33 protein-coding genes are annotated in these 26005 nt (G+C 69.3%); 23 read left to right on the top strand and 10 right to left on the bottom strand.

Translation table 11 applies throughout. From position 1 onward, the window contains the following. Positions 1-13: 13 nt before the first annotated feature. The 8 genes from ACSVDD_RS10320 (at position 14) to ACSVDD_RS10285 (ending at position 6586) form a co-directional block, all read left to right on the top strand. The gene (locus ACSVDD_RS10320; protein WP_448189258.1) at positions 14-985 is read left to right on the top strand and encodes a glycosyltransferase family 2 protein; all 972 of its coding nucleotides are present in this window, start codon (positions 14-16) and stop codon (positions 983-985) included. A 136-nt stretch (positions 986-1121) separates the two neighbouring features. Continuing rightward, entirely contained in the window at positions 1122-1256 is a 135-nt protein-coding gene (rpmH, locus tag ACSVDD_RS10315; RefSeq protein WP_448189257.1) for a 50S ribosomal protein L34, read from the top strand. Positions 1257-1262: 6 nt separating this feature from the next. After that, positions 1263-1697 carry a ribonuclease P protein component gene (rnpA, locus tag ACSVDD_RS10310; protein WP_448189256.1) on the top strand — a complete coding sequence of 145 codons (435 nt, stop codon included), beginning with the start codon at positions 1263-1265 and terminating at the stop codon, positions 1695-1697. Then, positions 1694-1972, top strand: coding sequence for a membrane protein insertion efficiency factor YidD (gene yidD / locus ACSVDD_RS10305; RefSeq protein ID WP_448189255.1), 279 nt, complete (start codon positions 1694-1696; stop codon positions 1970-1972). Before rnpA ends, yidD begins: the two co-directional genes overlap by 4 nt. Before the next feature lie 59 nt (positions 1973-2031). Next, entirely contained in the window at positions 2032-3732 is a 1701-nt protein-coding gene (gene yidC, locus ACSVDD_RS10300; RefSeq protein ID WP_448189254.1) for a membrane protein insertase YidC, read from the top strand. Between the two features lie 143 nt (positions 3733-3875). Then, positions 3876-4538, top strand: coding sequence for a ribosome biogenesis GTP-binding protein YihA/YsxC (yihA, locus tag ACSVDD_RS10295; protein ID WP_448189253.1), 663 nt, complete (start codon positions 3876-3878; stop codon positions 4536-4538). Positions 4539-4574: 36 nt separating this feature from the next. Continuing rightward, on the top strand, positions 4575-5861 hold the full coding sequence (locus ACSVDD_RS10290) for a cation:proton antiporter domain-containing protein (RefSeq protein ID WP_448189252.1): 1287 nt from the start codon (positions 4575-4577) through the stop codon (positions 5859-5861). Next, positions 5858-6586, top strand: coding sequence for an aspartate/glutamate racemase family protein (locus tag ACSVDD_RS10285; protein ID WP_448189251.1), 729 nt, complete (start codon positions 5858-5860; stop codon positions 6584-6586). The genes ACSVDD_RS10290 and ACSVDD_RS10285 overlap by 4 nt, the downstream gene beginning before the upstream one ends. 6 nt (positions 6587-6592) lie before the next feature. On the opposite strand, the gene ACSVDD_RS10280 is transcribed toward ACSVDD_RS10285, so the two are convergent. Further along, positions 6593-6757 carry a hypothetical protein gene (locus ACSVDD_RS10280; RefSeq protein ID WP_448189250.1) on the bottom strand — a complete coding sequence of 55 codons (165 nt, stop codon included), beginning with the start codon at positions 6755-6757 and terminating at the stop codon, positions 6593-6595. 104 nt (positions 6758-6861) lie between these two features. Here ACSVDD_RS10280 and argB point away from each other — a divergent pair, with 104 nt between their 5' ends. The 3 genes from argB to ACSVDD_RS10265 are packed head-to-tail and all read left to right on the top strand — an operon-like array spanning position 6862 to position 9109. Next, entirely contained in the window at positions 6862-7785 is a 924-nt protein-coding gene (argB, locus tag ACSVDD_RS10275; RefSeq protein ID WP_448189249.1) for an acetylglutamate kinase, read from the top strand. A 19-nt stretch (positions 7786-7804) separates the two neighbouring features. Next, on the top strand, positions 7805-8104 hold the full coding sequence (locus tag ACSVDD_RS10270; protein WP_448189248.1) for a hypothetical protein: 300 nt from the start codon (positions 7805-7807) through the stop codon (positions 8102-8104). A 9-nt stretch (positions 8105-8113) separates the two neighbouring features. After that, complete coding sequence (locus ACSVDD_RS10265; RefSeq protein WP_448189247.1) at positions 8114-9109, top strand: CorA family divalent cation transporter; 996 nt, start codon at positions 8114-8116, stop codon at positions 9107-9109. A gap of 3 nt (positions 9110-9112) precedes the next feature. On the opposite strand, the gene ACSVDD_RS10260 is transcribed toward ACSVDD_RS10265, so the two are convergent. Both ACSVDD_RS10260 and ACSVDD_RS10255 read right to left on the bottom strand, forming a co-directional pair. Then, the gene (locus ACSVDD_RS10260) at positions 9113-9631 is read right to left on the bottom strand and encodes an MAPEG family protein (RefSeq protein ID WP_448189246.1); all 519 of its coding nucleotides are present in this window, start codon (positions 9629-9631) and stop codon (positions 9113-9115) included. Positions 9632-9635: 4 nt separating this feature from the next. Beyond that, positions 9636-10592 carry an acetyl-CoA carboxylase carboxyltransferase subunit alpha gene (locus ACSVDD_RS10255; RefSeq protein WP_448189245.1) on the bottom strand — a complete coding sequence of 319 codons (957 nt, stop codon included), beginning with the start codon at positions 10590-10592 and terminating at the stop codon, positions 9636-9638. Positions 10593-10710: 118 nt separating this feature from the next. Between ACSVDD_RS10255 and ACSVDD_RS10250 the strand changes: the two genes are divergently transcribed. From ACSVDD_RS10250 to ACSVDD_RS10230, 5 genes are all read left to right on the top strand, one after another. Further along, on the top strand, positions 10711-11481 hold the full coding sequence (locus ACSVDD_RS10250) for a class I SAM-dependent methyltransferase (RefSeq protein WP_448189244.1): 771 nt from the start codon (positions 10711-10713) through the stop codon (positions 11479-11481). Positions 11482-11773: 292 nt separating this feature from the next. Continuing rightward, positions 11774-12631: a phenylalanine 4-monooxygenase gene (gene phhA / locus ACSVDD_RS10245; RefSeq protein ID WP_448189243.1), complete on the top strand. Its 858-nt coding sequence runs from the start codon at positions 11774-11776 to the stop codon at positions 12629-12631. A gap of 80 nt (positions 12632-12711) precedes the next feature. Next, on the top strand, positions 12712-12993 hold the full coding sequence (locus ACSVDD_RS10240) for a type II toxin-antitoxin system Phd/YefM family antitoxin (protein WP_448189242.1): 282 nt from the start codon (positions 12712-12714) through the stop codon (positions 12991-12993). Further along, entirely contained in the window at positions 12993-13325 is a 333-nt protein-coding gene (locus ACSVDD_RS10235; protein ID WP_448189241.1) for a type II toxin-antitoxin system PemK/MazF family toxin, read from the top strand. The genes ACSVDD_RS10240 and ACSVDD_RS10235 overlap by 1 nt, the downstream gene beginning before the upstream one ends. Before the next feature lie 47 nt (positions 13326-13372). Next, entirely contained in the window at positions 13373-13777 is a 405-nt protein-coding gene (locus tag ACSVDD_RS10230; RefSeq protein ID WP_448189240.1) for a carboxymuconolactone decarboxylase family protein, read from the top strand. A gap of 6 nt (positions 13778-13783) precedes the next feature. On the opposite strand, the gene bluB is transcribed toward ACSVDD_RS10230, so the two are convergent. Together bluB and aceB are read right to left on the bottom strand one after the other, a co-directional pair. Then, positions 13784-14422, bottom strand: coding sequence for a 5,6-dimethylbenzimidazole synthase (bluB, locus tag ACSVDD_RS10225; protein WP_448189239.1), 639 nt, complete (start codon positions 14420-14422; stop codon positions 13784-13786). Then, on the bottom strand, positions 14419-16023 hold the full coding sequence (gene aceB, locus ACSVDD_RS10220) for a malate synthase A (RefSeq protein ID WP_448189238.1): 1605 nt from the start codon (positions 16021-16023) through the stop codon (positions 14419-14421). Before aceB ends, bluB begins: the two co-directional genes overlap by 4 nt. A 243-nt stretch (positions 16024-16266) precedes the next feature. On the opposite strand from aceB, the gene ACSVDD_RS10215 reads away from it, so the two are divergent. After that, the gene (locus tag ACSVDD_RS10215; RefSeq protein ID WP_448189237.1) at positions 16267-16587 is read left to right on the top strand and encodes a hypothetical protein; all 321 of its coding nucleotides are present in this window, start codon (positions 16267-16269) and stop codon (positions 16585-16587) included. Positions 16588-16645: 58 nt separating this feature from the next. Here ACSVDD_RS10215 and xerD read toward each other — a convergent pair whose 3' ends face one another. Genes xerD through ACSVDD_RS10200 form a run of 3 tightly spaced genes read right to left on the bottom strand, consistent with a single transcriptional unit; the run spans position 16646 to position 19578 of the window. Then, positions 16646-17620: a site-specific tyrosine recombinase XerD gene (gene xerD, locus ACSVDD_RS10210; protein WP_448189236.1), complete on the bottom strand. Its 975-nt coding sequence runs from the start codon at positions 17618-17620 to the stop codon at positions 16646-16648. A gap of 7 nt (positions 17621-17627) precedes the next feature. Further along, the gene (locus ACSVDD_RS10205; RefSeq protein ID WP_448189235.1) at positions 17628-19466 is read right to left on the bottom strand and encodes a hypothetical protein; all 1839 of its coding nucleotides are present in this window, start codon (positions 19464-19466) and stop codon (positions 17628-17630) included. Next, a complete protein-coding gene (locus tag ACSVDD_RS10200) occupies positions 19447-19578 on the bottom strand; it encodes a hypothetical protein (RefSeq protein WP_448189234.1) in 132 nt (43 codons plus the stop codon). The genes ACSVDD_RS10205 and ACSVDD_RS10200 overlap by 20 nt, the downstream gene beginning before the upstream one ends. A gap of 238 nt (positions 19579-19816) precedes the next feature. On the opposite strand from ACSVDD_RS10200, the gene ACSVDD_RS10195 reads away from it, so the two are divergent. The 5 genes from ACSVDD_RS10195 to ACSVDD_RS10175 all read left to right on the top strand — a co-directional run bounded on the left by ACSVDD_RS10195 (position 19817) and on the right by ACSVDD_RS10175 (position 24270). Then, complete coding sequence (locus tag ACSVDD_RS10195; protein ID WP_448189233.1) at positions 19817-20401, top strand: shikimate kinase; 585 nt, start codon at positions 19817-19819, stop codon at positions 20399-20401. Beyond that, positions 20398-21510, top strand: a complete 1113-nt coding sequence (gene aroB, locus ACSVDD_RS10190; protein ID WP_448189232.1) for a 3-dehydroquinate synthase — start codon at positions 20398-20400, stop codon at positions 21508-21510. The genes ACSVDD_RS10195 and aroB overlap by 4 nt, the downstream gene beginning before the upstream one ends. A 151-nt stretch (positions 21511-21661) precedes the next feature. After that, on the top strand, positions 21662-22978 hold the full coding sequence (locus ACSVDD_RS10185; protein ID WP_448189231.1) for an HlyC/CorC family transporter: 1317 nt from the start codon (positions 21662-21664) through the stop codon (positions 22976-22978). Between the two features lie 120 nt (positions 22979-23098). Further along, positions 23099-23557, top strand: coding sequence for a CBS domain-containing protein (locus ACSVDD_RS10180; RefSeq protein WP_448189230.1), 459 nt, complete (start codon positions 23099-23101; stop codon positions 23555-23557). An 86-nt stretch (positions 23558-23643) separates the two neighbouring features. Continuing rightward, the gene (locus ACSVDD_RS10175; protein WP_448189229.1) at positions 23644-24270 is read left to right on the top strand and encodes a DUF2889 domain-containing protein; all 627 of its coding nucleotides are present in this window, start codon (positions 23644-23646) and stop codon (positions 24268-24270) included. Positions 24271-24284: 14 nt separating this feature from the next. Here the strand turns inward: ACSVDD_RS10175 and ACSVDD_RS10170 are convergent, their stop codons facing one another. Together ACSVDD_RS10170 and ACSVDD_RS10165 are read right to left on the bottom strand one after the other, a co-directional pair. Next, positions 24285-24809: a ribbon-helix-helix domain-containing protein gene (locus ACSVDD_RS10170; RefSeq protein WP_448189228.1), complete on the bottom strand. Its 525-nt coding sequence runs from the start codon at positions 24807-24809 to the stop codon at positions 24285-24287. A 198-nt stretch (positions 24810-25007) separates the two neighbouring features. Continuing rightward, on the bottom strand, positions 25008-25280 hold the full coding sequence (locus ACSVDD_RS10165; protein WP_448189227.1) for a BolA family protein: 273 nt from the start codon (positions 25278-25280) through the stop codon (positions 25008-25010). Between the two features lie 133 nt (positions 25281-25413). Here ACSVDD_RS10165 and ACSVDD_RS10160 point away from each other — a divergent pair, with 133 nt between their 5' ends. Further along, positions 25414-25998 (top strand): J domain-containing protein, encoded by a 585-nt coding sequence (locus tag ACSVDD_RS10160; protein WP_448189226.1) that lies wholly within the window; start codon positions 25414-25416, stop codon positions 25996-25998. Positions 25999-26005: the final 7 nt, after the last annotated feature.

Below are 26005 nucleotides of genomic sequence, written 5' to 3'. Positions count from 1 at the left end.
CCCAAGGACCGCCATGCCCAGCGTCAGTGCCGTCATCGCCACCTTCAACCGCGTCGCCGAGTTGCGCATAGCCCTCGACCGGCTGCGGCGGCAGACCTTCAAGGCCGCCGAGATCCTGGTGGTGGACGACGGTTCCACCGACGGCACCGACACCATGGTGCGCGATGCGTTCCCCGAGGTCCGTTACGTCCGCCTGCCGCACAACGCCGGGCTGATCCACGCGCGCAACTTCGGATTCGTGAACACGACGGGCGATTACATTCTGTCGGTGGATGACGATTCATGGTTCGCCGAAGACGACGGCCTTGCCCGCGCCGTGGCCTATCTGGAGGCGCACGCGGACGTGGCGGCGGCGGCCTGCAACATCACCACGCGCGACGGGCTGGTCTACCTGCCGCGCGGCGCCGCCCCGTTCGAGGTGCCGTGGTACGTCGGCTGCGGCCACCTGCTGCGCCGCTCGGCCGTGGCGGAGACGGGCCTGTACCTGTCGGAGCTCTACCGCCAGGGCGAGGAGAAAGACCGCTGCCTGCGCCTGTACGGCGCCGGCTGGCGGGTGATGGCGCTGCCCGACGTGATGGTCCACCACGACAGGAGCGAGCGCAACCGCACGCCGGGGCTGGCGCGCCGCTACGATCACCGCAACGACCTGATCCGCGAGCTGGCCCGCTGCCCGGCCCGCCTGCTGCCCTGGCGCTTCCTGCGCACGTGGGCGGGGAACAGCTGGAAGAACCTGCGGCACGGGCCGCGACTCACCGATATATGGGTTCTGCTGCGGTTGCCGGAGATCGTCCGTGTGGGGCTGAAGCATCGCCGGCCGGTGAGCGAGGCGGCCTACCGGCACTGGCTGCACCTGTCGGCGACGGCGGCGCCTGGGCGGGTGCGGACGAGTTCTTCAGACAACCGTCATCCCCGCGAAGGCGGGGATCCAGGCTTCGCACCGGGCGCACTCCCTGGAAACCCTGGATCCCCGCCTTCGCGGGGATGACGGCTGCGTGTTGAGAGCGTCGCCCCACCCGCGCGGTTGACTCAGGGGACCGCCACCTCTATACAGCGGGGCTCATTTTGCCTCGCCCTGACGCGGGGCTTGTTTTGTCCCGTGTTCGATCTGACGGAGTAGTGTCGTGAAGCGTACCTTCCAGCCGAGCAAGCTCGTGCGCAAGCGCCGCCATGGTTTTCGCTCCCGCATGGCTACGGTCGGCGGTCGCAAGGTCCTGGCCCGCCGCCGCGCCCGCGGCCGCAAGGTCCTCAGCGCCTAAAGGTTCATGACGGCGCCGGACCTCAAAGTCGGGCGCCTGAAGAATCGGCCGGAGTTCCTGGCCGTGGCCGGAGCGCGGCGCAAACACGTCGCTCCCGGCCTGATCCTGCAGGTGCGCCGACACGATGAACGCCAACGGCCCGCTCCCGGCGAGCCGTTGCTTCGTGTTGGCCTGACGGCCAGCCGCAAGGTCGGCAACGCCGTCAAGCGCAACCGCGCCCGCCGTCGTTTGCGCGAGGCGGCGCGGCTCTTGCTGCCCCCGAACGCCCTTCCCGGTTTCGACCTCGTGCTGGTGGCGCGGGGCGAGACGCCGAATCGCCCCTGGGCGGACCTGCTGGCCGACATGACCGCCGGGCTGAAACGCCTGGGCGTCTGGCGCATGGAAGCAGACCCCGCCAAGGCCCCTGCCACGGACACTCGGCCCACGGAGCCCCGACCATGAGCCCGCTCACACGCGTGCTGTATGGGCTGGTCGTCGTCTACCAGTGGACGCTGTCGCCGTTCATCGGCCGGCACTGCCGTTTTCTTCCCACCTGTTCCAACTACGCGCTGGACGCGCTATCTAAACACGGGGCGATCCGGGGCAGCGCGCTTGCCGGCCGGAGACTCCTGCGTTGCCACCCCTGGGGCGGATCGGGTTACGACCCGGTGCCCGAACCGGGGGAGGACCACCGCCACGGCGACAAGCCGTGCGGCGGGGCGCACCACCAGCACTGACAACGCCTGACCACCGCCGCTCTTTCATCGATAGGCCCGCTGGAGATTCTCGGGGAGCCATGACCGACCAACGCAACCTCATCCTCGCGATCGCCTTGTCGATCGCCATCCTGCTGGGCTTCCAGTACTTCTACAAAGGCCCGGAGGTGCAGCAGCGGCAGGCCCAGCAGGCCCAGCAGACGGAGGCGCCGGTCAATGTCCCCGCGCCCTTGTCCGTCCAGGCCGAGGCGCCCAAGGACGCCGCCCAGCTCATCGCCGAGCAGGCCGGCGACCGCATCCGCATCGACACGCCGTCGCTGCACGGCTCGGTCAATCTGGTGGGCGGGCGGATCGACGACCTGAAGCTGGCCGACTACCACGAGACCACCGATCCCAAGAGCCCGGAGATCGTGCTGCTCGCCCCGGCCGGCGCACCCAACGCCTATTACGCCGAGTTCGGCTGGGTGCCCGAGGACCGTGCGCAGCCCGTGCCCGGCCCCGACACCAGGTGGACCGCCGCCGCCGGCCAGACGCTGGCGCCCGACAAGCCGGTGACGCTGACCTGGGACAACGGCAAGGGCCTGGTGTTCGAGCGCGTCATCGCGGTCGACAAGCAGTACATGTTCTCCGTCACCCAGCGGGTGAAGAACACCACCGGCCAGCCAGTGAAGCTGCTGCCCTACAGCCTGGTGTCGCGCCACGGCACGCCGCACACGGCGGGCTATTACATCCTGCACGAAGGGCCGCTGGGCGTCTTCGACGGCAAGCTGAACGAGCACAAGTACGACGAGTTGAAGAAGGCCGGCACGGTCAGCAAGCCGACCACCGGCGGCTGGATCGGCATCACCGACAAGTACTGGCTGGTCTCGCTGATCCCCGACCCGAAGGCGACGGAGACCGGTCGTTTCGTGCACACCACCGCCGGCAACCAGGACCGCTATCAGGTCGACCTGATGGGTGCGGCGGTCGAGGTGCAGGCCGGCGGCACGGCCGAGGACACCGCGCGCCTGTTCGCCGGCGCCAAGCAGGTGCGCCTGCTGGACGCCTATTCCAAGCAGTACGACATCGCCAACTTCGATCTGGCGATCGACTTCGGCTGGTTCTACTTCCTGACCAAGCCGTTCTTCTACGCGCTGGATTTCATCGCCGGCGTGCTCGGCAACTTCGGCATCGCGATCCTGCTGTTCACGGTGGTGGTCAAGGCGGCGTTCTTCCCGCTCGCCAACAAGTCCTATCAGGCCATGAGCAAGATGAAGAAGCTCCAGCCTGACATGGCCAAGCTGCGCGAGCGCTTCGGCGAGGACAAGGTCCGCCTGAACCAGGAGATGATGGCGCTCTACAAGCGCGAGAAGGTCAACCCGATGGCGGGCTGCCTGCCCATCGTCGTGCAGATCCCGGTGTTCTTCGCGCTGTACAAGGTGCTGTTCGTCACCATCGAGATGCGGCACGCGCCGTTCTTCGGCTGGATCCACGACCTGTCGGCGCCGGACCCGACGACCGTCTTCAACCTGTTCGGCCTGATCCCGTGGTCGCCGCCGTCCATGCTGATGCTGGGCGTCTGGCCGATCATCATGGGTGTGACGATGTGGTTCCAGCAGAAGCTGAACCCGGCGCCGCCCGACCCGGTGCAGGCCAAGATGTTCCAGTTCCTGCCCATCATCTTCACCTTCATGCTGGCGAGCTTCCCGGCCGGTCTGGTGATCTACTGGGCCTGGAACAACACGCTGTCCATCGCCCAGCAGTGGCTCATCATGCGCCGCGCCGGCGTCAAGGTGGGCTGAGGCTACATCGCCCCCACCCTCCCCGCTTCGCGGGTCCCCGCCCTCCCCCGCTTCGCAGGGGAGGGCTTCGGGGCCATGAGGCGGAGTTCCCTCCCCTGCCCAGCGGGGAGGGTTAGGGTAGGGGCTCGCAGAGGGGATTCCCCATGACCGAAACGAAATCCCCCTCCCTCACCGGCAATCTCAGCGACGAAGAGATCGAGGCCGGGCGGCTGCTGTTCGCGCAGTCCTGCGACTTCATCTGGGGCGCCGACGCGCTGTCCAAGCTGCCCGAGGCGACGCTGCCGGAAATCGCCTTCGCCGGCCGCTCCAACGTCGGCAAGTCCAGCCTGATCAACGCGCTGACCGGGCGCAAGACGCTGGCGCGCACCTCCAACACGCCGGGGCGCACGCAGCAGCTCAACTTCTTCGACCTCGGCGGCCGGCTGCGGCTGGTGGACATGCCCGGCTACGGTTACGCCAAGGAATCCAAGGAAAAGGTCGAGGCGTGGAACGGCTTGGTGCGCCGTTTCCTCAAGGGCCGCGTGGTGCTGCGCCGGGCGCTGGTGCTGATCGATTCCCGGCACGGGCTGAAGCCCAACGACGACGAGATCCTGGCCATGCTGGATCAGGCGGCGGTGCCCTACCAGATCGTGCTGACCAAGGCCGACAAGGTGAAGGCGCAGGCGCTGGAGAACATCCGCCTCCAGACCCTGGCCGCCCTGAAGAAGCACCCCGCCGCCTTCCCCGAGGTGCACGTCACCAGCTCCGACAAGGCCTTCGGCATCGCCGAACTGCGCGCCAGCATCACCAAGCTCACCGAATACTGAGCGGCTGGCCATGCCCGTCGCCCATGCACGTTGACCATGCACGTTGAGACGCCGCCGGTCCTGCTGTTCCTGGTGCAGGCGCTGCTGCTGATCGCCGTTCCCTTCCTGCTGTGGCGGCTCACCGGCGTGAAGCGGGTGGCGCCCATGGTGGTCATCCAGATCCTGTTCGGCGTGGCGCTCGGCCCCTCGGTGCTCGGCCACGCCGCACCGGAGCTGTGGGGGACGCTGTTCGCCCCCGCGTCGCTGGCGCCGCTGGCCGGGCTGTCGTGGCTGGCGGTGGTGCTGTTCGCCTTCCTGACCGGCCTGCATCTGGACGTCACCGAGTTCCGCGGCCGCGGCGGAGCCTTCGTCGCGGTCAGCCTGTCGAGCCTCGTCGTGCCCACCGCGCTGGGCGGGGCGCTGGGGCTGTGGATCGCCGGGACGCTGCCGGGGATGGCCGGGCCGGCGGCCTCGCCGGGGCTGTTCGCCGCCGGCTTCGGCATCTGCCTGGGCGTCACCGCCCTGCCCGTCCTGGGCGCCATCCTGCGCGAGATGGGCCTGCTGGAACAGCGCGTCGGCCGGCTGGCGCTGGGTTACGCGGCGGTCAACGACGCCATGCTGTGGCTGCTGGTGACGGCGGCGCTGGCCTGGGCCTCGGGCGGCGGCGGCGACCGGGTCGCGGTCGTGGCGGCGCTGGGGGCGAGCTATCTGGCAGCGTCGGCGTTCATCGCCCGGCCGTTGCTGGAGCGCCTGTTCGCCCGCGTGGCGCCGGACGGCCGGATCGGCGACACCGCCATCGTGCTGACCTGCGCCGGCCTGCTGGCCTCGGCGGCGGTGACCGAGGCCATCGGCCTGCATTACATCCTCGGCGCCTTCATCGCCGGCACGGTGATGCCCAAGCGTCTGGCCCGCGCCGTGCTCGACCGGCTGGAGCATTTTGCGACTTTGGTGCTGCTGCCGTTCTTCTTCACGCTGACCGGGCTGCGGGTGGACCTCGACCTGTCCGAGCCCGGCCAGTGGACGGTGTTCGCGCTGGCGACGGCAACGACGGTGGCCGGCAAGGTGCTGGGCACGGCGCTCCCTGCCCGGCTGTCCGGCGAAAGCTGGGCGGATTCCTGGCGGCTTGGCACGCTGATGCCGTGCAAGGGGTTGATGGAAGTGATCGTCCTGACGATCCTGCTGGACGCGCGCGTGCTGTCGGTGGGTGCGTTCTCGGCGCTGGTGCTGATGGCCGTCGCCACCACGGCCCTGACCCAGCCGATGACGCTGCTGGCAGGGACGTGGGCAGGCTCCGCCAAACCCGCTATCCTCCCGGCCGAACAAACGGAAGGCCCGCAGCCATGACGAAGACCATCCGCCCGCTGCCGCAGAAGACCATCGGCGTCCTCGGCGGCATGAGCAATCAGGCCACCGCCGAGTATTACCGCCTGCTCAACGAGGGGCTGAACCGGCACCTGGGCGGCTGGGACAACGGCGAAATCGTCATCGTCAGCGTGAACTTCGGCAACATCGAGCACTTCGTGCGGCAGGATGCCTGGGACGAGGCGCGCCTCTACCTCGCCGGCAAGGTGGATGCCCTGGAGCGCGCGGGGGCCGATGTGATCGTCTGCGTGTCGAACACCCTGCACCGCGTGATCGAGCCGATCATGGCCGAGCGCAGCACGCCGTTCATCCACATCGCCGACCCGACGGGCGCGGCGATCCGCCGGGCCGGGCTGACACGCATCGGGCTGCTGGGAACCATGCCGACGATGCGCTCGGACGAGATGCGGCGCCGGTTCAAGGAGCGATTCGGGGTGGAGATCATCGCGCCCTCCGATCCCGACAAGGAGATCGTCGACCGGATCATCTTCGATGAACTGGTGCGGCGCGACCTCCGTGCCGACTCCAAGGCCGAGTATCTGCGGATCATCGACGCGCTGAAGGATTCGGGCGCCCAGGGCGTCATCCTCGGCTGCACGGAGATCTTCCTGCTGGTGAACCAGGCCGACCGGCCGGACGTCCCGATGTTCAACACGACGGACCTGCACGCCGCAGCCGCCGTGGACTTCGCGCTCGGGCGGGGGTGAGCGGAATCAACTCGGGCTGTCGATTCCCTGCTCCTCGACCGGCCCGGTGGTCCCCGGCTTCGGCGGCGACGGCCTCAGCTTTTCGCCGGTGTGCGAGGGTTTTTCCTCGCGCTCCTGCTTGAAGGCGTCGGTGAAGGGGCTTCGCGGCTCGGGCATTCTGCGGTCGGTCATGGCACGTCGGCGCTCCTGATCGGTTGAACCAACCGTCCGCCGCACGTCGGGTTCCCGCAAAACCCCCTAGGCAGCGCCGCGCGGTTCCGATAAAGAGTCCAGCAATGTCCAATCCCACCAATGGCACCACCGTGACGAACGACCGCGAAGAGTGGCTGGGCAAGGCCCGCACCCTGTCCGAAGCGCTCCCCTACATGCGCCGCTACGCCGGGCGCACCTTCGTCATCAAGTACGGCGGCCACGCCATGGGTGACGACCATCTGGCCGAGCTGTTCGCCCGCGACATCGTCCTGCTGAAGCAGGTCGGCATCAACCCCGTGGTGGTGCACGGCGGCGGGCCGCAGATCGGCGAGATGCTGAAGCGCCTGAAGATCCAATCGAGCTTCATCGACGGCCTGCGCGTCACCGACAAGGAGACGGTCGAGGTGGTCGAGATGGTGCTGTCCGGCTCCATCAACAAGCAGATCGTCACCGCCATCTCCAAGGCCGGCGGCCGGGCGGTCGGCCTGTCCGGCAAGGACGGCCAGATGATCATCGCGCGCAAGCTGCGCCGCACCCAGAAGGACCCGGACAGCAACATCGAAAAGGTGCTGGACCTGGGCTTCGTCGGCGAGCCGTATCAGGTCAACCCGCAGATCCTCGAAAGCCTCTTGCAGGCCGACATCATCCCGGTGGTGGCGCCGGTGGGCGTCGACCGCCAGGGCGACACCTACAACATCAACGCCGACACCTCGGCCGGGGCCATCGCCTCGGCGCTGGGGGCGACGCGCTTCTTCCTGCTGACCGACGTGGCCGGCGTGCTCGACAAGAACAAGACCCTCATCCCGCGCATGTCGCTGGACGAGGCGCGCGGCTGCATCGAGGACGGCACCGCGTCCGGCGGCATGATCCCGAAGATCGAGACCTGCATCGAGGCGGTCGAGCAGGGCGTGGACGCCGCCGTCATCCTTGACGGCCGGGTGCCGCACGCGCTGCTGCTGGAGATCTTCACCGAAGGCGGCGCCGGCACGATGATCGGGCGGGAATAGCCCGTCCGGGGAGGTCCCCATGTCGGACATACGCAAGGACCTGCTGCGCAAGATGGCGGCGCTGCGGCAGACCATCGACCCCAAGGTGCTGAACCGCACCAAGCTGGCGATGTTCGGCAAAGTGCCCTACGACCAGGAGGTCGCCAAGGAGGCGGTCTCCTGCTTCCTCGACGCGCGCGAGGACGGCGGCGCCTTTCGCCGCAAGCTGGAGCAGGCGCTGAAGCAGGAAGGCGCCACGCTCGACCTCGACACCCCGAAAGACGCCACCAAGGACAATAGTCACCCGCTCAAGCCGCGCCGCATCGGCCGCATCGCCTGAGGTGCGGTCATGATGCACGTCTTCGTCAATGACGGTGGCATCCTGCACTGGGCCAAGGGTGCCGGCGGGCACGGTGAGCCGCTGCCGGCCGAGACGGTGTGGCTCGACCTCGTGGTGCCGACGCATGAGGAGCAGGCGCAGGGCGAGGCCCTCATGGGCCTGCGCCTGCCGACGCGCGAGCAGATCGCCGAAATCGAGGAATCGAGCCGGCTGCGCCTGCTGAACGGCGCGGTGCACATGACGGTGCTGGTGCTGGCGCTGGCCGACACCGAGGCGCCGCGGCTCACCCCGGTCAGCTTCGTGGTGGCCGGCGGGCGGCTCGCCACCATCCACCACATGGACGCGCAGCCGTTCCTGACCTTCCGCCGCAAGACGGTGCGCCAGGGCTTTGCCGGGGTCAGCGCCGACGCGGTGCTGGTGGCGCTGGTCGAGGCGGTGGTCGAGCGCACCGCCGGCGTCCTGCGCCGCACCGGCGCCGAGTTGGACGCGCTGAGCGGCCGCGCGTTCCGCATCGCCGACCCCGGCACGGAACCGCCCGGCACCGAAACAAATGACGACACCCACACGCTGAAGCATCTGGGCAAGGCCGGCCACACGCTGGCCAAGGCGCGCGAGAGCCTAGGCAGCCTGCGGCGCATGCTGGGCTTCCTGATGCAGGGCGGCGGCGAGGTGGCGTTGCGCAAGGCCAGCCGGCGCTGGGCGCGCGGCATCCTGCTGGACGTGGACGGGCTGGACCAGTACACGCGCTTCCTGTCCAACAAGGTCGGCCTGCTGCTGGACAGCACGCTGGGCCGCATCACCGTCGAGCAGAACGACATCGTCAAGCTGGTCAGCGTGCTGACGGTGGTGCTGTTCCCGCCGCTGCTGGTGACCAGCTTCTACGGTATGAACTTCGAGTTCATGCCCGAGAAGGAGTGGCTGTTCGGCTACCCCATGGCGCTGGCGCTGATGGTGTTGGCCGGCGTGCTGCCGCTTTGGTACTTCCGGCGGCGGGGGTGGCTGTAGGCGTCACACCGCCAGCAGCACCGCCCAGCCCAGCACCACCAGATTGACCGTGAAGGTCATCGCCATGCCCGGCGCACGGGCGTAGGGGTGGACGGCATAGCCGGCCCAGAACAGCAGCCGCCCCACCACGAACAGCGCCGTCGCCAGCGGCAAAATCCCGAGGTCGGGCACCGGCAGCAGCGTGCTCAGCGCCAGCAGCGCCGGCAGGAAGATGACCGTCTGCTCGACGCTGTTGGACAGCACCCGCTGCACCACGCGGTAAGCGCGGCTCTCGGTGTCCTCGATGGGGTTGAAGGCCCGCGTGCGCCCGCGCACGGCCATCACGCCGGCCACCATGGCGAACAGCACCAGCGCCGGCCACACCGACAGCCGCGCCGCCAGAGCCAGACGCGCCTGCAAGGCCACGACGCCCTCGGGCGCCGGGAACAGCGGCAACAGAAGGAAAATCAGCGCAACCGTCACCGCCGCCGACACCAGATTGGCGCCGGCCGCCGTGACGAAGAGGCGCTTGTCCGCCGCCATGGCGTCAGCCCAGGCCCTTCTGGCCCATCTCCAGGAACTTGTCGCGGCGGCGGCGGCGCAGCGTGTCGCCGCTCAGGCCGTCCAGCTCCTTCAGCGAGCCCTCGATGGCGTCGCCGAGCGCGGTGACGGTCTCGTCCGGGGCGCGGTGGGCGCCGCCGATGGGCTCCTGCACGACGCGGTCGATGACGCCCAGCTCCTTGAGGTCCTGGCTGGTCAGGCGCAGCGCCGCCGCCGCCTCGCCGGCCATGTCGGAGCTGCGCCAGAGGATCGACGCGCAGCCTTCCGGCGAGATCACCGAATAGATGGCGTGCTCCAGCATCAGCACGCGGTCGGCCGTGGCGATGGCGATGGCGCCGCCCGACCCGCCCTCGCCGATCACCGCGCAGACCAGCGGCACGCGGATGCGCAGGCAGGTCTCGATGCTCTTGGCGATGGCCTCGGCCTGGCCGCGCTCCTCGGCCTGGACGCCGGGGAAGGCGCCGGCGGTGTCGACCAGCGAGACCACCGGCAGGTTGAAGCGCTCGGCCATCTGCATCAGGCGCTGCGCCTTGCGGTAACCTTCCGGCTTGGCCATGCCGAAGTTGTGGCGCACGCGCGATTCGGTGTCGTGGCCCTTTTCCTGGCCGATCACCACCACCGAACGGCCGCGGAAGCGGCCCAGGCCGCCGACCACGGCGGCGTCCTCGGCGAAGTGTCGGTCGCCGGCCAGCGGCGTGAAGTCCTCGATCAGGCCTTCCACGTAATCCAGGCAGTGCGGCCGGTTCGGGTGGCGCGCCACCTGCACCTTCTGCGCCGGCGTCAGCTTGGCGTAGGTCGAGCGCAGCAGCTTGTCGACTTTGCCCTGCAACTTGCCGACTTCGTCGGCGATGTTCAGGTCGCCGGCGTCGGTCAGGTGCCGCAATTCCTCGATCTTGCCTTCGAGTTCGGCGATGGGCTTTTCGAATTCCAGGAAGGTCTGCATGTCGGGATTTCAGCGGTCTACGGCTAGGACCGGGCTACCTACCACGCGCCGCACCGCAGCGCCATAGCCTAAAGCACCGCACCGTTGCTACCATGCGCGCCCCAGCGGAGCCCCCACCATGACCATCGCCACCACGGCCACCTTCAAGGACCATTTCTCCGGCCACGCCGACGACTACCGCGCCTATCGGCCGCTGTACCCGGCGGCGCTCACCGACGTGCTGGCCGACGCCGCCCCCGCCCACGGCCTCGCCTGGGACGTGGGGTGCGGCAACGGGCAGCTGTCGGGCGATCTGCGCCGCCGCTTCGAGCGAGTCGTCGCCACCGACGCCAGCGCCCAGCAGGTCGCCAGCGCCGTGCCGCACGACGGCGTCGAGTACCGCGCCGCGCCGGCCGAGCGCAGCGGGCTGCCCGACGCGTGCGCCGACCTGATCGTCGCCGCGCAGGCGGCGCACTGGTTCGACCTGCCGGCCTTCTACGCCGAAGCCCGCCGCGTCGCCCGGCCTGACGCCGCGCTGGCGCTGGTCAGCTATGGCGTTCTGACGGCGGACGGCGACGTGGGGGCGCTGCTGCGCGCCTTCCACGACGAGACGCTGGGCCGCTGGTGGCCGCCCGAGCGGCACCATGTGGACGACGGCTACCGCTCCCTGCCCTTCCCGGTGCCGGAACTGCCGGTGCCGGAGCTGGTCATGGCGATGCCGTGGACGCTGGCGCAGGTCGCCGGCTATCTGGGCACGTGGTCGGCGGTGAAGGCCGCGCTCAAGGCGACCGGCAGCAACCCGCTGGACGGCTTCGCCGGGACGCTGGCCGACGCGTGGGGCGACCCGGCCGCGACGCGCGTCATCCGCTGGCCGCTGGCGGTACGGCTGGGGAGGCTCGGCACGCCTTAGAAGCGGGACCCGGCGTCGTCGGATGAAACACCATGAAACGCTATGAAACGCGATTCGATGGAGCGTTGCATCCGTTCGGCGGCGGATGAGACGCTATGAGACGCGTTTTTGCCGAACGTCTCATCCGCCCCGCATCGTGCGGACGCGCCTCGCCAACGAAGACTTTGATCCTATAGCAGATCGGCGGCGGGGGCAAGCGCGCACCGCCGAAGCTCCCATCGGCGTACTCCCCGCACCCCCTTTGCCATCGGTGCCGTTCCACACCACTGTTATGGTAAAGGGGAGACGAGCCATGGTCGCGACCGCGCCGCCGGAGACCCGCCCAGACTACACCATCGAGCAGGACTGGGACGCCTACACGCCCCAGGAACACGAGATCTGGCGCACGCTGTTCCGCCGACAGGAGAAAATCCTGCAAGGCCGCGCCGTGCCGGAGATCGTCCAGGCCATGCACGCGCTGGAAATGACCGCCGAGGGCATCCCGCGCTTCGAGCGCCTGACCGAGATGCTGAAGCCGGTCACCGGCTGGAGCATCGTCGCGGTGCCAGGGCTGGTGCCGGGCGAGATCTTCTTCGAGCACCTCGCCAACCGCCGCTTCCCGGTCACCCGCTGGATTCGCGCGCCCGAGCAGATGGATTATCTGGAGGAGCCGGACCTCTTCCACGACCTGTTCGGTCACGTGCCCTTGCTGATGAACCCGGTGTTCGCCGACTACATGGCGGCGTACGGGAAGGCCGGACTGAAGGCCACGGACATGGGCTGCCTGGAGTATCTCGGCCGGCTGTACTGGTACACGGTCGAGTTCGGGCTGATCGACACGCCCGATGGCCTGCGCATCTACGGCGCCGGCATCGCGTCGTCCAAGGGCGAGTCGATCTGGTGCCTGGAGGACCCGTCGCCCAACCGCATCGGCTTCGACCTCAAGCGCGTGATGAACACGCACTACCGCATCGACGACTATCAGGAGACCTACTTCGTCATCGACAGCTACGACCGGCTGTTCGCCGAGACGACGCAGGATCTGACGCCGCTGTACCGGGAACTGATGGGCAAGCCGTCCTACGAGCCGGGCACGGTGCTGCCGACCGACCGGGTGTTCCATCGGGGGACGGGGACCTATCACGCGGCGAAGCGGAAGGCGGCGGAGTAGGCACGCTTCGTTGTCGGGAGCGGCGGTGCGTGCTATCTATGAAACCAGGGTTTTCCGGGTTTCAGAGCAAAGAGGCTCCCGTGCGTTCGCTTGCCGACGGTTATCCCAAAGTCTCCGCCACCGAGGCGGGCGCCCACCTGGGCAAGGTTCTCGATCAGGCGCAGCGCGGCCCGGTAACCATCGTTCGCCGTGGCGAGCCGTATGTGCTGCTGCGTGCCGAGGATTACGAACGGCAACTGGCCGAGCATGTGGCGGGAAGCTATCCGACGTTGACCCTCGATCAACTGCTGGCTGGTTTCGACCGCGAACAGCACCGCTCGGACTGGGAAAACGACACGCCCATGGGCAAGGAAAGCCTGTGATGTACACTCCCCGCCGCGGCGATATCGTCCATTTCGATTTTTCGCCGCAGGTGGGCCGGGAAATGAAGGGGCCTCACTACGGGCTCGTCATCTCCCATGAAAGGTACAGCATCGCCACCGGCTGGGCCGTCGTCTGCCCGATCACCAGCAAGACCGACAAGGTCAGCGGCTTTCAAGTGCCCCTGCCACCGGGAGGTCGCGTGCGCGGTGTCGTGTTGTCCTCCGAGTTGCGCACCATCGACTTCAGCGCGCGCAACGTAACTTTTGAAGGCTCGGCGCCCAAGCCACTGGTGGACGCCGTGGTCAGCAACGTGAAGCAGATCATCGATTGACGGCCCCGCCCCGCCGCCTCCGGTGCTGATTTGAAAGGAATGCGCCCATGTCGACGGTGAAGCTTTGGACCGACGAAGACGTTGAAAAGAACCCGCGCGTCAAGGCGGTGTTCGACGACATCCGGGCGACCCGGAAAGCCGATTTCGTCAACAACATGTGGCGAGCGCTCGCCAATCAGCCCGACCTTCTGGAGGCCACCTGGAACCGCCTGAAGGAGGTGATGGTGGCGCCGTCCGCCCTGGACCCGCTGACCAAGGAACTCATCTACCTTGCCGTTTCGACGGCCAATTCCTGCACCTACTGCGTCCACTCCCACACAGCCGCCGCCAAGGCGAAGGGCATGACCGACGCGCAGTACCAGGACTTTCTCGCCGTGGTCGGCATGGCGTCGCTGACCAACGCGCTGGCGACCGCCATGCAGGTGCCCGTGGACCCGGAATTCCAGATCTGACCCGACCTACCGCCGCCAGACCTTCCGCCCCTCCGGGTCGGGCGCCTGCCAGCCGAGGCGGGACAGTTCCGGTTCCGACAGCGCCTCCACCGGGTAGCCGATGCACAGGTAGGCGACCAGCCGCCAGCCCTCCGGCACGTCCAGCGTGGCGGTCACCGCGTCGGGGTCGAGGATCGACACCCAGCCCACCCCCACGCCATGCGCCCGCGCGGTCAGCCACAGCGTCTGCACCGCCGTGACCACGGAGTAGCGCAGCATCTCCGGCATGGTGCGGCTGCCCAGGCCGTGGCCGGCGTGGGTGGCCTCGTCGCAGAACACCGCGAGCTGCACCGGGGCATCCGTCAGCCCCTCCAGCTTGAGGCGCGCGTAGAGCGCCGCGCGCTCGCCGTCGTAGCCGGTCAGCGCCGCCGCGTTGCACGCGGCGAAGCTCGCGCGCACCGCGGCGCGGCGCTCCGGCGCGTCCACCAGGACGAAGCGCCAGGGCTGGCTGAAGCCCACCGAGGGCGCCAGACACGCGGCGTCGAGCAGCGCGTCGAGCACGCCGTCCGCCAGCGGGTCGGTGCGGAAACGCCGCACGTCGCGGCGCCAGCGGAACAGGTCCAGCAGCCGCTCGCGGAACGCCGCGTCGAAGTCGGGAGCGGTCACGCGCCTTCCGCGACGATGCGGTCATAGGCCGGCAGCGTCAGGAACTCGACGAAGTCCTTCTGCGCCACCAGATCGCGGAACAGCGCCGCGGCGTCGGCCCACTTGCCGGCCCCGTACGCCGCGTCGCCCAGGCGGGCCTTCCAGGCGTCCAGCTCCTCGGCGATGACCGCGTCCACCAGTTCCAGCGTCACCGTGCGGTCGTCGTCCAGCGCCGCGGCGTGGTGCACCCACTGCCAGACCTGGGAGCGGCTGATCTCCGCCGTCGCGGCGTCCTCCATCAGGTTGAACAGCGGCACGCAGCCGAGGCCGCGCAGCCACGCCTCGATGTAGCCGATGCCCACCGCCACGTTCATGCGCAGGCCCTTTTCGGTCTTCAGACCCTCGGGCACGGCCAGCAGGTCGGCGGCGGTGACAGCCACGTCGTTGCGCTTGCGCCCGATCTGGTTGGGGCCGGGCATGTAGGCGTCGAACACCTCCATGGCGACCTGGACGAGGCCGGGGTGCGCCACCCAGGTGCCGTCGTGGCCGTTGGAGGCCTCGCGCTCCTTGTCGGCGCGGATCTTGGAGAACACCCCCTCGTTGGCCTCCGGGTCGCCCTTCACCGGGATGAAGGCGGCCATGCCGCCGATGGCCGGGGCGTTGCGGCGGTGGCAGGTCTTGATCGCCAGCTGGCTGTAGGATTGCAGGAAGGGCACCGCCATGGTGACCTCCGAGCGGTCGGGCAGAACCGCCGCCGGGTCGTTGCGGAACTTCTTGATGAAGCTGAAGATGTAGTCCCAGCGCCCGCAGTTCAGACCGGCGGAGTGGTCGCGCAGCTCGTAGAGGATCTCGTCCATCTCGAAGGCGGCGAGGATCGTCTCGATCAGCACGGTCGCCTTGATGGAGCCGTGCGGGATGCCGAGATAGTCCTCGGCCACGGTGAACACCTCGTTCCACAGCCGGGCTTCGAAGTGGCTTTCCAGCTTCGGCAGGTAGAAGTACGGGCCGCTGTGCCGCTCCAGCAATTCCCTGGCGTTGTGGAAGACGTACAGCCCGAAGTCGAACAGCGACGCGGAGATCGGCTGGCCTTCGTAGCGGACGTGCTTTTCCTCCAGGTGCCAGCCGCGCGGGCGGACCTTCAGCACCGCGGTCCTGGCGTTCAGCGCGTACGGCTTGCCCGACGCCGGGTCCTCATAGCGGATGGTGCGGCGCACGGCGTCGCGGACGTTGATCTGCCCCTCGATCTGGTTGGTCCAGGACGGGCAGTTGGCGTCCTCGAAATCCGCCATGAACACCTTGGCGCCGGAGTTCAGCGCGTTGATGACCATCTTGCGGTCCACCGGCCCGGTGATCTCGACCCTTCGGTCGAGCAGGTCGGTCGGCAGCGCCGCGATCGTCCAGTCGGCGGCGCGGACCGCCTTGGTTTCCGGCAGGAAGTCCGGCTTCTCGCCCGCGTCGATCAGCGCCTGGCGCTTCTTGCGGACGTCCAGCAGGCGTTCGCGCTCGGGGCCGAAGCGGCCTTCCAGTTCGGCGATGAAGGCCAGCGCTTCCGGCGTCAGGATCTCGTCGAAGCCCGGCAGCATGGGGCCGAGGATCTCGAGCCCGGACATCGTGGTTGCCATTGCGGTTTCCCCTCCATGATCGCTGGCGCGCCGCGGCGCGAACCCTTTTGCCGCGTATAGCACAGCACCCCGTGCCCGCCAAAGCCAACCCGGCCGGCTCGCCTGTTCGGACGGCCTCTTCGGACGATTGGTCGCGGCAAGAATATTACCAAAAGCCTGCTCGCCGTTCGGGAATCCAACGAGGGTTTCGCCTGTTGAGGGATCAAGGACCGGGTTTGTCCCTCAATAGGAAAGGAAACGACCATGAAAACCGTTCTTCGGCTTGCGGTGATCGTCGCGGTGCCGCTGACGCTCGCCGCCTGCAACGAGACCAGCAACGGCTACGGCGGGCGCGGCGGCGGCGGGGGTGGGCTGTTCGGCTCGGGCGGGCTGTTCGGCAGTTCCGGCAGCTCGTACGACGACGGCTACAACGCGCGCGGCCACTACGGCAACCAGGGCGGCGGGCCGTACGCCTACAATGGCCGGTGCGACGATCCGGCGTACAACACATCGAACGGTGGCCGTGCCGAGCGCGGCACCGACGAGTTCGATTGCAGCCGCTATGGCGGCGGGCTGAAACGGTAGAGAAAGGGGGGGGGGCGGGGTCACCATTCTTCACGTGAAGACTTGGTACGCCCCCACCCTACGGCTCAATCTTCGCCCTCCGCCGCGCCAGCGGGTGGTGTTCGGTAACGACCTTGCGCAGGCGGTCCGCCACCACGTGGGTGTAGATCTGCGTGGTGGCGATGTCCGCGTGGCCCAGCATCTTCTGCACCGAGCGCAGATCGGCGCCGCGGTCCAGCAGGTGCGTGGCGAAGGCGTGGCGCAGCACGTGCGGGCTGACCTTCTCCGGGTCGATGCCCGCCTCGATCGCCAGATCCTTGAGGATCTGTGCGAAACGCTGGCGCGTCAAATAGCCGTCGGCGGCGCTTCGCGACGGGAACAGGAACCGCGCCTGCACCGCCTCGCGCTCGGGCAGCAGGAAGGCCTTGCGCAGCGGCAGGTACGCCGTGATCACCGCGCGCGCCGGGTCGGAGAGCGGAACCATCCGCTCCTTGCCGCCCTTGCCGCGCACGATCAGGCCGCGCCCGTCGCGCAGGATCGCCGACAGCGGCAGCCCCACCAACTCCGACACGCGCAGGCCGGTGGCGTACAGCACCTCCAGCAGCGTCACCAGCCGCAGCCCATCCGGGCCGCCGCGGGCGCGGGCGGTGTCGATCATCCGCTCGACCTCCGCCTCGGTGAGGATCTTGGGCAGCGGGCGGCCCTGCTTGGGACTGTCGAGGGCGGACGCCGGGTCCTCGGTCCGCTGCCCCTCCGACACCAGGAAGCGGAAGTACTGCCGCAGCGCCGACAGCCGCCGCGCCACCGTGCGCGGCGCCGCCGCCTCCTTGGCCTGGAGATGGGCGAGGTAGCCGCGCAGATCGTCGGTTCCGGCGCGGTCGAGCGTGACGCTGCGCTGCGCCAGCCACAGCGCCGCGTCGGTCAGGTCGCGCTCGTAGGCCTGCCGGGTGTTGAGCGCGGCACCACGCTCGGCCATCAGCATGTCGAGGAAGGCGTCGAGCTGCGGGACAGCCGACACCGGACGGGGTTTGCAGGGACGGCCGCGGCGCGCCATGGGTGGATCAGAGCCCCTGCGCGGCGATGGCTTCGCGCGCCAGCGCGCGGGCGTCCGGCTCCAGCCCGACGGCGCGCAACGCCCCGGCCAGCCGCGCCAGGGTGGCCGGCGGGGTGCCGGCCGGGCCGGCCTCGCCCAGCAGCACAAGCGCCAGCAACACCGTCTCGCCGACGCGGCCCTCGCGGACAGCGAGGTCCAGCTGGGACCAGCGCATGGGGTCGCCCTGCGGCAGCGGCAGCTCGGCCGCCGCACGGCGCAGCGCCTCGTCCGGCACCTCGGCGCCGAGGGCTTGCAAGAGCTTCAGCGTTCCGGCCACGCGCTCGGCCGCCGCGGGGTCGGCGCCGCGCAGCGACTCGTCGAGCCATGCCGACAGCCCGGCCGCGGCGGGGTTGGCCGCCGCGGCCAGCGGCCACAGCCGCGCCCCGGCGGCGGTGCGCGTCGCCAGATCGCGCCAGCGCCGCGCCGGATCGGCGCGCCCCTGCGCCTCGTACAGCCGCACCGCGGCGGGGGCGAGCGCCGCCGCCTCGACGTTGACCGTGACGGTGTCGAACATGGCCGCCACCACCGCGCCCGGCGGCCCGGCCCACATGGGCGGGTCGAGCAGGTCGAGCGCCAGCGCCGCGAGAGCAAGCCGCCGGTTGCCGTCCGCCGCCCCGGTGAAGGCCTGCTGCACCAGCCCGCGCACGCGGGCGCCGCGGTCACGGGCGGCGAGGTCCTTCAGGCGGTACAGTTCGTCGACCTTGGCGGGGGCCGCGCGGTAGGCATCGCCCAGCGCGCGGGCGTCCAGATAGAGCGCGGTCGCCGCCCGCTCGGCGGCGGTGAGGCGGGTCGCCGGCTCCGTGGCGCCGATGCGCGCCACCCCGGCGAGCCGCGCCGGGTCGAGCGTCAGCAGGTCGGACGTCGCCGGCGCCGAGACCAGCCGCATCATGGCGAGGGTCAGCGGCGCGGGGTCCTTGAGGCCGCGCAACTGCGGCACGCCGCCACCGACCGCCGCCTCGGCCAGGACGCGGAAGGCGTCGTCGCGGTCGCTCTGGCCGCCCAGCAGCTCCAGCACCAGCCCGGCGCCCACGCGGTCGCCGCCGCGGGCGCGGCAGTACAGGTCCAGGCGCCGCCAGTACAGCGTCGGGAACGGCTTGCCCACCGCGTCCGCCCACGGGCAGTCGAGCGTTCCCAGAAGAAGCTGCGCGTCGACGATGGCGCGCGCCGCCGTCTCGTCCTCCAGCACGCCGGGCAGCTTGGCGGCGAGGTCCAGCGCGCCGCGCGGGTCGCCGAGCGCCGCCAGCGTCTCGACCCGCAGCGCGCCGAAGCGGCGCAGCGGCGGCGCCTCGTCCAAGGCCGGCTGCGGAGCGGCGGCGTCGGTCAGCAGCAGGCGCCGCAGCAGGCCGCGCGCCGCCGGTGACGGCATCGCCAGCGCCACCTCGGGCAGCAGCCGCAGAACCGCGCCGCGCGGCACGCCGTGCCACAGCAGCACGCCCAGGCCGCCCTGGCCGGAGTCCAGAATGCCGGCGCCGTCCGGGTCGGGAGCGGCCAGCGGGGCGGCCTGGATCATGCCGGGCTTGGCCGGCGCCGGGGCGATGGTGTCGGTTTTGGCCGGTTCGGGCATCGCCATCGGCGGGACCGGCTCCGCCTTGGGCGGCGGCGGCAGCACGATGATGGGGATGTTGGGATCGACGGGCACCACCGGCACGGTCACCGACCGGGGCGTGTCCGTCACCGGCGGGCCGAGGCGAATCGGCCCCTGCTGCGCCCACGCGGGCGCGGCGGCGAGGAGAATCGCGACGGCGGCCGGCGCGGCGCGCCGGCTCAGCGGGACGATCCCGGCGCGGTCAGCGCGGGAAGCGCTCATCCGGGAGGATCTTTTCGACCGCCTTGGACGGAACGGGCATGTCCCAGGTGCCAAGGACGGCAAGGCCGCCGACAGCGACCACCAGCAACAGCACCAGGAGGGCGGGGAGCACGCGAGTCTTCATGGGACGGGATGAACCGGCAGCGGAAAAGGAACGGGTTTTTGGACGTAGCACGGCACGAATCCGCAGGGGTTGGGACAACGATGCGCTTTCATGCTAAGCAAGGCACACACGCCCATGGGAACCGGCCGTACGGCTGACGTCCAGGCGGCGTAACACTTTAGACACGGTACGGGCCGCCGCGCAACAGCGCGGGCGAGCCACATGCCGAATCGACCGGGAGTAGACTTTGCCCAAGACCGCCCTGCCCAGAACCGTCGTCCTGGTGGGCCTGATGGGCGCCGGTAAGAGCGCCATCGGCCGGCGGCTCGCCAGCAAGCTCGGCCTGCCCTTCATCGACGCCGACACCGAGATCGAGGCGGCGGCCGGCTGCACCATAGAGGAAATCTTCGCCCGCGACGGCGAGGCGGCGTTCCGCACCGGCGAGCGCAAGATCATCGCCCGCCTGCTGACCGAGCGCCCGGCCCACATCATGGCGACCGGCGGCGGCGCCTTCATGGACCCGCAGACCCGCGCGGTGATCCGCGAGCGCGGCACCTCGGTGTGGCTGCGCGCCGAGCTGGACATCCTGCTGGAGCGCACCGCGCGCCGCACCCACCGGCCGCTGTTGAAGAACGGCGACCCGCGCGAGATCCTCGGGCGGCTGATGGAGCAGCGCTACCCCATCTACGCCGAGGCCGACGTAACGGTGGAAAGCGACGAGCATCCGCCCGAATACACCGTCGCCCGCGTCATCGAAGCCTTGGAAGACCATTTCGGCCACCCGATCCGTCCGCCCCGCGCCGGCGCCGATCCGGAGGAGAAGCATTCATGAGCGATACCGTGCGAGTCGAACTGGGCTCCCGCAGCTACGACATCCTGGTGGGCGACGGCATCCTGACCGAGGCCGGGCCGCGCATCGCCGCGATCACCAGGGGCAAAGCGCCGATCATCGTCACCGACGACAACGTGGCGCCGCTGCACTTGGCCACGCTGGAGGCCAGCCTGCGCGGCGCCGGGATCGATCCCGGCACCGCCATCGTCCTGCCGCACGGCGAGAAGACCAAGGACTTCGCCCATTTCGAACGCCTGATGGACGCGGTGCTCGGCCGCGGTATCGAGCGCTCGGCGGTGCTGGTGGCGCTGGGCGGCGGGGTGATCGGCGACATCACCGGCTTCGCCGCGGCGACGGCGCTGCGCGGCATCGATTTCGTGCAGGTGCCGACGACGCTGCTCAGCCAGGTGGACAGCTCGGTCGGCGGCAAGACCGGCATCAACTCACGATACGGCAAGAACCTCGTCGGCGCCTTCCACCAGCCGCGGCTGGTGGTCGCCGACACCGCGACGCTGGACACCCTGCCGCGGCGCGAGGTGCTCGCCGGCTACGCCGAGGTGGTCAAGTACGGCCTGATCCGCCAGCCCGACTTCTTCACGTGGCTGGAGGAGAACGGCGCGCGCGTGGTGGACGGCGACTCGGCGGCGCGCCAGCACGCGGTGACGGTGAGCTGCCGCGCCAAGGCCGAAATCGTCGGCGCCGACGAGCGCGAGAGCGGCGACCGCGCGCTGCTCAACCTCGGCCACACCTTCGGCCACGCGCTGGAGGCGGCGACCGGGTTCGGCTCGCGGCTGCTGCACGGCGAGGGGGTGTCCATCGGCATGGTGCTGGCGTTCGACCTCAGCGTGCGCCTGGGCCTGTGCCCGGCGGCGGACGCCGAGCGGGCGCGGGCGCACCTCAAGGCGGTCGGCCTGCCGACCAGACCGACCGACGTGCCGGGCGTGGAGTGGGATGTGGACGAGTTGATCGCCTCCATGGCCAAGGACAAGAAGGTGAAGGACGGCCGCATCACCTTCGTGCTGGCCAGCCGTTTGGGCGACGCCTTTACGATGCGCGACGTGGACGCCGCGGCGGTGCGCGCGCTGCTGGAGGATGCGGTTGCCTCCTGAGGCGATTACCCCCACCCTAGCCCTCCCCCGCTGGGCGGGGGAGGGAACTCTGCCGCTTCGAGCGCAGCGCAAAAATCCGGCCCCCTCCCCCGCCCAGCGGGGGAGGGATGGGGTGGGGGTCTCCGCCGCCTCTCATCAGGACTGACACCCCATGGAAAAGACCCTTGACCTCGGGGTAGACCCGCACGACGACCTGACGCTGTGGATCCTGGTCGCCGCGGTGATCCTGCTGATCGCGCTGTCGGCGTTCTTCGCCGGGGCCGAGACCGCGCTGACCGGCGTGTCGCGGCCGCGCATGCACCAGCTGGAGCAGGAAGGCAACCGCCGCGCCCGACTCGTCAACCGGCTGCGCGAGGACAAGGAACGCCTGATCGGCGCCCTGCTGCTGGGCAACAGCGCCGTCAACATCCTGGCCTCGTCGCTCGCCACCTCGGTGCTGATCGGGCTGTTCGGCGAGCACGGCGTCGCCTACGCCACCATCGGCATGACGGCGCTGATCGTCATCTTCGCCGAAGTGATGCCAAAGACCTACGCCATCAACCACGCCGACCGCTCGGCGCTGGCGCTGGCGCCGGTGGTGCGCCTCGCCGTGCGGCTGCTGAGCCCCATCGCCGCTACGGTGCAGTGGATCGTCGCCATCATGCTGCGGCTGTTCGGCAGCAACATCCGCACCGTCTCCGTCGGCACCTCCGCCGAGGAACTGCGCGGCGCCATCGAGCTGCACCGCGGCGAGGAAACCACCGAGGAGGAGGAAGTCCGCCACGAGCGCGCCATGCTGCGCTCCATCCTCGAACTCAACGAAGTGCCGGTCTCCGACATCATGACGCACCGGCGCAATCTGGTGACCATCGACGCCGGCCAGCAGCCGGCGCAGATCGTCGACGACGTGCTGGCCAGCCCGTATACCCGCCTGCCGCTGTGGAAGGACAACCCCGACAACATCGTCGGCGTGCTGCACGCCAAGGCGCTGCTGCGCGAGGTGCGGGCGCACGGCGGCCAGCTCGACCCGCTGGACGTGGTGGCGCTGGCGGCGCAGCCCTGGTTCATCCCGGATACCACGACGCTGCTCGACCAGCTCCAGGCCTTCCGCGAGCGGCGCGAGCACTTCGCCCTGGTGGTGGACGAGTACGGCAGCCTGATGGGCGTGGTGACGCTGGAAGACATCCTGGAGGAGATCGTCGGCGACATCTCCGACGAGCTGGACGTCAACGTCGCCGGTGTGAAGCCGCAGCCCAACGGCTCCTACATCATCGACGGCTGGGTGACGATCCGCGACCTGAACCGCGAGTTCGAGTGGCGCCTGCCCGACGACAAGGCCTCGACCATCGCCGGGCTGGTGCTGCACGAAGCACGGATGATCCCGGACGCCGGCCAGGTCTTCACCTTCTACGGCTTCCGCTTCGAGATCCTGCGCCGCCAGCGCCACCAGATCGCCACCTTGCGCGTAACCCCGCCCAGCGACGCCTAGACCCTTCGCCAATCCCACATCCGTGCGGCGACTTGACGCATCCCCGAACAACCCGCACCATACCGTCAGCGCCCTCCACAAATGGGCGGGCGGATATTCGGATGACGGGGAGAGACAGCGATGCCGACACGCAAGCTGATGCCGGACGTGATCCAGAAACAGGAACTGGTCTGCCTGCCGGCCGACACCATCGTGCGCGCCGCGGCCATGCTGATGGCCGAGCGGCGGATCGCCGCCATCATGGTCACCGAGGGGCGGCGCCTGATCGGCATCTTCACCGAACGCGACCTGACCGTGCGCGTGGTCGCCGGTGGCAAGGACCCGGCCACCACCACGCTGGGCGAGGTGATGACCAAAAACCCCGACACGCTGGGTCCGGACGCCGCAGCCGGCAAGGCACTCGACCTCATGGAGCGGCACCGCTACCGCCACTTGCCAGTGGTGCAGGGCGACGAGGTGGTCGGCATCGTCTCGATCCGCGACCTGTTCGCCGTGGTGCGCGAGCATCTGGAGGGCGAGATCAAGGACCGCGAGGAGTTCATGTTCGGCTCCGGCTACTCCGCGGGCGCATTGCCGTAATGCTGCGATGCCGGGTGGGGCTGGCTTGACGTAAGCGTCAGCCCCACCGATATTCGCTTCGCACGTGCGAAAGCGAAGAGAGAGTCATGCCCTTATCCCCACCGGCCGAACGCCAGCACATCCATACCCGCGAGATCACCTGCCGCGGGTACCGGCGCACCGATGGGCTGTGGGACATCGAGGGCCACCTGACCGACGTGAAGACCTACGGCTTCGACACGGAGCAGCGCGGCCGGCTGGAACCGGGCGACCCGGTGCACGATCTGTGGCTGCGCCTGACCGTGGACAACCATCTCCAGGTCCACGCCATCGAGACGGTGACCGACAAGGGACCGTTCACCGCCTGCGGCGACATCGCGCCGAACTACCAGCGTCTGGTGGGCTTGAACATCGGCAAGGGCTGGACCCGCGCGGTGAAGGAGCGTCTGGGCGGGATCGAGGGCTGCACGCATCTGATGGAGCTGCTGGGTCCGATCGCCACCACGGCGTTCCAGACCATCTACCCGATCCTCGCCCGCGAGAAGGCGGAGCGCGCCAAGGCGGAGGGGCGGGATGAGGACAAGAAGGCGCGTCCGGTGCTGCTCAACATGTGCCACATCTTCGCCAGCGACGGCGACGTGGTGCGCAAGTACTGGCCGGAGCACTACACCGGCGACTGCGAGCCCACCGGCGCCGAGGCGGAGTCGGTGAGCGAGGCGGAGACGGCGGGGTAACCCCGCCCGCCCCCTTACATATCGTAGCGCGCGTCGCTGTGCGCCCGGCTCTTGAGAGCGGGGCGACGAGTCGCGCCGGGCAGGTCCGGGCCGTTGCCGGTCGTGCCGCCACCACCGGCGGAGCCCTCGCCGGGATCGCCCGGCAGATCGAAGGGGGTGCCGACGAACGGGTCGCCCAGGCCATGCTTGGCGCTGTTGTGCCCCATCTCCGTCGCCGCCTGGACGAAGTAGGACGCGATCAGCACGCGCACCGCCGAGGTGAAGGTCGACTTCATCCGGTTGTCCGCCTGCGCGTCGGACTCGGGCTCCAGGCCCTGCCGGCGGCGCTGCTCGTCCAGGCGCTCCTTGATCTTTGTGCACAGCGTATTGATCGTCATGCCTTCGCGTTGGGCGATGGCTTCCAGCGCGTCCCACATGGACGGTTCCAGCCGGATGCTGGTCCGCTTGTGGTTCTCCATGACCACGTTGCGGCTTTCCAGCGGCCCCACCCCGACCGCGTTCTTCCCGCCCTGCTGCTTCTTCCGCCCGCGATTGCCCATGCAGAACTCTTCCCTCGCATCGATCCCACGGGAGAGGCCGCGGGCGGACGCGATAAACGGTTGCATAACCTGCACTCTACTGAATGATACGCGAAATGCAACCGATGCTGCACACTAACCGCGCCGAGCAAATAAAGTCATCTTCTGACGGTTGCACACACATGTATGCACATCGGCGGCGGGCGGAAGCGGCGAGGACTATTGGTCTTCCTGCGGGGCCAGGGTGGTGAGGCCGAGGGCGTGGACGCGCTCGTCCATTTCGTCCTTGAGCAGCGCGAAGACCATGCGCTGGCGCTCGACCCGCGACTTGCCGGCGAAGGCCGCGGCGACGATGGTGATGTGGAAGTGCGTCTCGCCCTCCGGGTGGGCGCCGCCGTGGCCGATGTGGCGGTCGGACTGGTCGTCGATCACCAGACGCTCGGGCGACAGGGCGTCGGTCAGCTTCCGGCGCATGCGTTCGGTGTAGGCCATGGGATCTCCTGAAGATGGGGTAAGAAGACAGGTGTGTGGCCGGTTCGAGGCGCTGTCAAGCTGGTCGGATGGTCGGTCGAGCCAGCCAATGCGCGCGCTTGCCAGCGCCCGGACCGCTCACCATACTCAACCGATGCAGCGCAACCGTGCCCGTTTCGCCTCCAGCTATGATTTCGCGCCGCGTCCGGCGGTGCGGACGTGCGACCACCCCGGCTGTGCCGGCGACGGCGAGTACCGCGCGCCCAAGGCCCGCGACCGGCTGAACGAGTACTTCTGGTTCTGCCTGAACCACGTGCGCGAGTACAACAAGGCCTGGGACTACTACGCGGGCATGAGCTCCGACCAGATCGAGAGCGAGGTGCGCTGCGACACCACGTGGCAGCGCCCGACGTGGCCGCTCGGGTTCTGGAGCGTGCAGGAGGCGTTCCTGCGCGACCGCGTGGTCAAGGGCTTCAGCTTCGAGTTCGGCCACGACCCCGGCAAGAGCAAGGCCGACGAGCAGACACAGCGCCGCCACGCCGCCCGAACGGCCGAGGAGGAGGCGTTGACCGTGCTCGAACTGGCGCCGCCGGTGGATTTCCCGCGCATCAAGGCGCGCTATCGCGAACTGGTAAAAATCCATCATCCCGACGCCAACGGTGGCGACAGGCAGGCCGAGGAAAGATTGAAGGAGATCAATCAGGCCTACAACACCCTCAAAGCCTGTTATGGTGTATAAAGGTCAC

Source organism: Azospirillum terrae (assembly GCF_053470425.1).
The sequence above is the reverse complement of the archived record's forward strand: the minus strand, read 5'-3'. Positions and strand labels throughout refer to the sequence as shown.

What these genes read in the sequence shown, in the direction of transcription:
- ACSVDD_RS10215 (WP_448189237.1), top strand. Translation starts at nt 16,267, where the DNA reads ATGAAAACCGTTCTTCGGCTTGCGGTGATCGTCGCGGTGCCGCTGACG.
- ACSVDD_RS10255 (WP_448189245.1), bottom strand. Translation starts at nt 10,592, where the DNA reads ATGCAGACCTTCCTGGAATTCGAAAAGCCCATCGCCGAACTCGAAGGC.
- ACSVDD_RS10285 (WP_448189251.1), top strand. Translation starts at nt 5,858, where the DNA reads ATGACGAAGACCATCCGCCCGCTGCCGCAGAAGACCATCGGCGTCCTC.
- aroB (WP_448189232.1), top strand. Translation starts at nt 20,398, where the DNA reads ATGAGCGATACCGTGCGAGTCGAACTGGGCTCCCGCAGCTACGACATC.
- ACSVDD_RS10250 (WP_448189244.1), top strand. Translation starts at nt 10,711, where the DNA reads ATGACCATCGCCACCACGGCCACCTTCAAGGACCATTTCTCCGGCCAC.
- ACSVDD_RS10235 (WP_448189241.1), top strand. Translation starts at nt 12,993, where the DNA reads ATGTACACTCCCCGCCGCGGCGATATCGTCCATTTCGATTTTTCGCCG.
- ACSVDD_RS10175 (WP_448189229.1), top strand. Translation starts at nt 23,644, where the DNA reads ATGCCCTTATCCCCACCGGCCGAACGCCAGCACATCCATACCCGCGAG.
- phhA (WP_448189243.1), top strand. Translation starts at nt 11,774, where the DNA reads ATGGTCGCGACCGCGCCGCCGGAGACCCGCCCAGACTACACCATCGAG.
- ACSVDD_RS10185 (WP_448189231.1), top strand. Translation starts at nt 21,662, where the DNA reads ATGGAAAAGACCCTTGACCTCGGGGTAGACCCGCACGACGACCTGACG.
- ACSVDD_RS10290 (WP_448189252.1), top strand. Translation starts at nt 4,575, where the DNA reads ATGCACGTTGAGACGCCGCCGGTCCTGCTGTTCCTGGTGCAGGCGCTG.
- ACSVDD_RS10205 (WP_448189235.1), bottom strand. Translation starts at nt 19,466, where the DNA reads ATGAGCGCTTCCCGCGCTGACCGCGCCGGGATCGTCCCGCTGAGCCGG.
- yidD (WP_448189255.1), top strand. Translation starts at nt 1,694, where the DNA reads ATGAGCCCGCTCACACGCGTGCTGTATGGGCTGGTCGTCGTCTACCAG.
- ACSVDD_RS10170 (WP_448189228.1), bottom strand. Translation starts at nt 24,809, where the DNA reads ATGGGCAATCGCGGGCGGAAGAAGCAGCAGGGCGGGAAGAACGCGGTC.
- ACSVDD_RS10165 (WP_448189227.1), bottom strand. Translation starts at nt 25,280, where the DNA reads ATGGCCTACACCGAACGCATGCGCCGGAAGCTGACCGACGCCCTGTCG.
- ACSVDD_RS10270 (WP_448189248.1), top strand. Translation starts at nt 7,805, where the DNA reads ATGTCGGACATACGCAAGGACCTGCTGCGCAAGATGGCGGCGCTGCGG.
- argB (WP_448189249.1), top strand. Translation starts at nt 6,862, where the DNA reads ATGTCCAATCCCACCAATGGCACCACCGTGACGAACGACCGCGAAGAG.
- ACSVDD_RS10320 (WP_448189258.1), top strand. Translation starts at nt 14, where the DNA reads ATGCCCAGCGTCAGTGCCGTCATCGCCACCTTCAACCGCGTCGCCGAG.
- ACSVDD_RS10180 (WP_448189230.1), top strand. Translation starts at nt 23,099, where the DNA reads ATGCCGACACGCAAGCTGATGCCGGACGTGATCCAGAAACAGGAACTG.
- yidC (WP_448189254.1), top strand. Translation starts at nt 2,032, where the DNA reads ATGACCGACCAACGCAACCTCATCCTCGCGATCGCCTTGTCGATCGCC.
- ACSVDD_RS10260 (WP_448189246.1), bottom strand. Translation starts at nt 9,631, where the DNA reads ATGGCGGCGGACAAGCGCCTCTTCGTCACGGCGGCCGGCGCCAATCTG.
- rnpA (WP_448189256.1), top strand. Translation starts at nt 1,263, where the DNA reads ATGACGGCGCCGGACCTCAAAGTCGGGCGCCTGAAGAATCGGCCGGAG.
- ACSVDD_RS10160 (WP_448189226.1), top strand. Translation starts at nt 25,414, where the DNA reads ATGCAGCGCAACCGTGCCCGTTTCGCCTCCAGCTATGATTTCGCGCCG.
- ACSVDD_RS10280 (WP_448189250.1), bottom strand. Translation starts at nt 6,757, where the DNA reads ATGACCGACCGCAGAATGCCCGAGCCGCGAAGCCCCTTCACCGACGCC.
- yihA (WP_448189253.1), top strand. Translation starts at nt 3,876, where the DNA reads ATGACCGAAACGAAATCCCCCTCCCTCACCGGCAATCTCAGCGACGAA.
- xerD (WP_448189236.1), bottom strand. Translation starts at nt 17,620, where the DNA reads ATGGCGCGCCGCGGCCGTCCCTGCAAACCCCGTCCGGTGTCGGCTGTC.
- ACSVDD_RS10265 (WP_448189247.1), top strand. Translation starts at nt 8,114, where the DNA reads ATGATGCACGTCTTCGTCAATGACGGTGGCATCCTGCACTGGGCCAAG.
- ACSVDD_RS10230 (WP_448189240.1), top strand. Translation starts at nt 13,373, where the DNA reads ATGTCGACGGTGAAGCTTTGGACCGACGAAGACGTTGAAAAGAACCCG.
- aceB (WP_448189238.1), bottom strand. Translation starts at nt 16,023, where the DNA reads ATGGCAACCACGATGTCCGGGCTCGAGATCCTCGGCCCCATGCTGCCG.